Annotated in this window: 3 protein-coding genes; 1 reads left to right on the forward strand and 2 read right to left on the reverse strand. The window is 37.8% G+C overall.

Annotated features, from left to right (window positions below):
- Nucleotides 1–48: 48 nt before the first annotated feature.
- Nucleotides 49–639 carry a TetR/AcrR family transcriptional regulator gene (locus GRP75_RS22625; RefSeq protein WP_160790425.1) on the forward strand — a complete coding sequence of 197 codons (591 nt, stop codon included), beginning with the start codon at nucleotides 49–51 and terminating at the stop codon, nucleotides 637–639.
- A gap of 810 nt (nucleotides 640–1,449) precedes the next feature.
- Here the strand turns inward: GRP75_RS22625 and xerS are convergent.
- Together xerS and GRP75_RS22635 are read right to left on the reverse strand one after the other, a co-directional pair.
- Complete coding sequence (gene xerS, locus GRP75_RS22630) at nucleotides 1,450–2,478, reverse strand: tyrosine recombinase XerS (RefSeq protein WP_160790426.1); 1,029 nt, start codon at nucleotides 2,476–2,478, stop codon at nucleotides 1,450–1,452.
- Between the two features lie 246 nt (nucleotides 2,479–2,724).
- The coding region (locus GRP75_RS22635) for an NAD(P)H-dependent flavin oxidoreductase (protein ID WP_202404269.1) at nucleotides 2,725–3,150 on the reverse strand (426 nt) is incomplete at its 5' end.

The raw sequence follows: 3,150 nt of genomic DNA on the forward strand, positions 1-3,150 counted from the left end.
AGACAACACCATTTCTATAATGTCGTTTTATTAGGGGAGATCTTAACGATGACCATTAAAAAGAATGAAGCTGATCCTCGTGTGATACGTACACGGCGACTCCTTCAAGACGCTTTTGCTTCATTAATTCAAGAAAAAGACTTTGAATCGATAACCGTTAGGGATATTGCAGAGCGGGCTACTGTTAACAGAGCGACTTTTTATGCGCACTTTGTAGATAAATTCGAAATTCTTGAGGCCAAACTAATGGAATCATTTATGACAATCATAAATCGTAGAATAAACGGTCACGAAGTTCTAAATGAAGAAACAATTCAGAGTATTTTTCTGGGTGTGTGCGATTTTCACAAGGGTCTAAGCACGATGTGCAAAAGAAGGTATACATCGCTTGGACTTGTATTCGAAATTCAAATAAAGGAAAAAGTTCAAACGATACTTCTTTCCTTTATAGACAAAGACAAGATGCCATCGAGTCCAAACGCGCACTTCTTAATAAATACAGCTTCTATCATGTTAAGTTGGGGGATGTATGGGGCTGCTTACGTTTGGAACAATGAGGGGTGCCCAATAAGTGCGGAATCATTTGTTAAACAGGCTATGCCCTTAATGATGAACGGAGCCAAAGAACTACTGGGATAGGTCTTGTCGCTATTGCTCTATCCTGCCCGTTCAGGTTGTGCCTGAAGAAAGCAAACGTTGGATTGTATAGTGGCTCATCTTGGAAGAAGGTTTCACCCGTATATTAATGGGCTTACTGAATTGAACATTTTCCTTTGGAACCCACCTGTATTCGCTCGTCTCATCAGAAATAGCCAACTCTCCACCCAGTTTTACACACGAAAATCAAACATGACCTTCGAATGAACATCAGTTTGTGTGTTGTGGTGAATAGTGGACTGTAAGTTATCTGTTTAGATCATCATCAAATCGGCAATCGGAACATGTTCTTGTCCTTGGCTCGGGACAAGAACTTGTACCGATAACATAAAAAAGCCGCTAAAATAGAAATTGCGACAGAAGATAACAGGCACGTATCTTATTGTAAAAATGTATAAAGTCTTCAATTCGTCTATGTGCTTCTCAATACTTCCGATGATGATCCTAAGATTATAGATCTTCCACTTTCGGCTGTGAACGATCAAGCCCGTGACTCAAGGGGTGCTCCTATCGTGAAATGGTACAATAACCCGAATTGGTTTGTTGGAAATGGGATAATATTCTTGTCAAAATCGGTGATGAGATAAAGTTCTTGTCATTTGGTTTTGACAAGAACTTTATCTCATAAAATAAAAAAGCCGCGATTTCCGCAGCAATTAATGAGATAATGTTTTTATCATCCGACATATGTCCAGTGACACAAAGCTTACCTCTTTTTTGACACAAAGTTTGCCCCCTTTTGAATTAATGACACAAAGTTTATCCTCTTTTATTGCAAGTTGTTAGCTAGAACTAGGTCGATATAGAGAAACTTGCGCTTATTGAGGAATGCCCTAACTGGTTTTTCAATCTGGGTACATCATTGTTCTCTAAATGATAACGCGTTGCAAATGAATGCCTCAAAGAATGAACCGTCAAAGCCGGCTTTCCAAAGGCTGTTGCATATTTCTCAACAAGTTTTTCTATAGAACGTTGTGTTAAACGTCTATTTTTACCTTTGCGTCCTACAGGTGCTGCAATAAACAAAAATCTTTCATTTTTTTCTGGGGTATATCTTGTTTCCCTTATCTGCAGGTAATTCTCGATATCTAGAGATGCTTGGCTGCTAAAGTAAACATATTGCTCTTTTCCCCCTTTTCGGACTACTCTTACAGATGATTTCGTAAGATCTAAATCCTCAAAATTGATTCCGGAAACTTCAGATAATCTTAGCCCTGATCCTAAGATTAATGAAATTATTGCTGTATCTCGTTCACAATTAAACCGATGGAAATTCATGATACGTTTGTTTGTTTTATTTAATTCGCCATAATCGTAAGCTACAAACACTCTAAAATCTTCAAAATCATTTTCTCTCAGTATTTTTCCTTCCATACGATTCGCAATCGTTTCCTGACTTTCTTTTACTGCATTTAAGTCCATTTTAGCCATAACATTTCGTTGTATATAGGGCTTTAAATCAATTGTTTCGGCTTTATTCTGCAAGTAATCAAATAAGGACTTAAGAGAAGAAAGCTTACGATTTATTGTTAGCTTATTATTCCCAAGTTGATACTCCAAAAAAGACAAAAAGCTTTCTGTTTCACGTATCGTTAATGTTTCTAGCGTGGATAATTCAATTTCTGTTCTTTTTTGAACTGTGGTAAAGTTCTCTGTAATCAGCCAATCAAAAAAGATTATATAATCGTGGCAGTAATTAAGAAGTGTTGAGGCAGAAAGCTTACGCTTCTTACTGTCAATAAATTCAGTAACATACCAAGGTAAATCACTCAACTTATCGTCAATTCGACCCATAAGGTGTAATTTAGCTTGTTTATCCAAAAACAACCACCCCCAAAAGAATATAACTTCTAATTAATTATTCGTCAAATTATTATTTTACGTAATTATATGTAACGTCGTATTAGCCTGTTTAACTAATCATTATTATCAGGCAGGCTATATAATATTTTGTATATGCTAAAAGCCCTCGCTCAAGTCAAACGAGGGCTAAATCTCTCATATGCATTTATAATCAATAGTGATACTTCCTACGATAAGAAAGTATTTACGATTGGAGTTTACCGATTACTTAATACCAGCTGCCAACTCATCAACCACTTCTTGTACAGTTTGGATCTTCTTGATTGACGTAATCCCGGTACCGACAGTGATAATACCACCTTCGCCGTTACCTTCAAGCATACCGATACGGAGTGCACCAGAACCACCCTCAAGTTTAGCAATTTCTTCACGGGATGCGCCTTGTTTGTCCATAGCTACCAATTTTTCAGCAAATGGTGTAGGCAACGAACGGTAGTAAGCTGGCAAAGTACGGTACAACAATAAATCTGCAGCAGATGAATCCACAATCATTTGCTTTACTGATTGTGCTGCCGGGCTTTCAACAGTAGGAATAAAACGACTTCCTAAAAAGACACCTTCTGCCCCCAATTCAAAGGCGCTTGCAACACCGCGAGCATCACCAATTCCACCAGCTGCAATAACTGGAAC

The sequence above is a fragment of the Paenibacillus sp. OT2-17 genome (assembly GCF_009827695.1).
GTDB lineage: Bacteria > Bacillota > Bacilli > Paenibacillales > Paenibacillaceae > Paenibacillus > Paenibacillus polymyxa_B.

What these genes read in the sequence shown, in the direction of transcription:
- GRP75_RS22625 (WP_160790425.1), top strand. Translation starts at nt 49, where the DNA reads ATGACCATTAAAAAGAATGAAGCTGATCCTCGTGTGATACGTACACGG.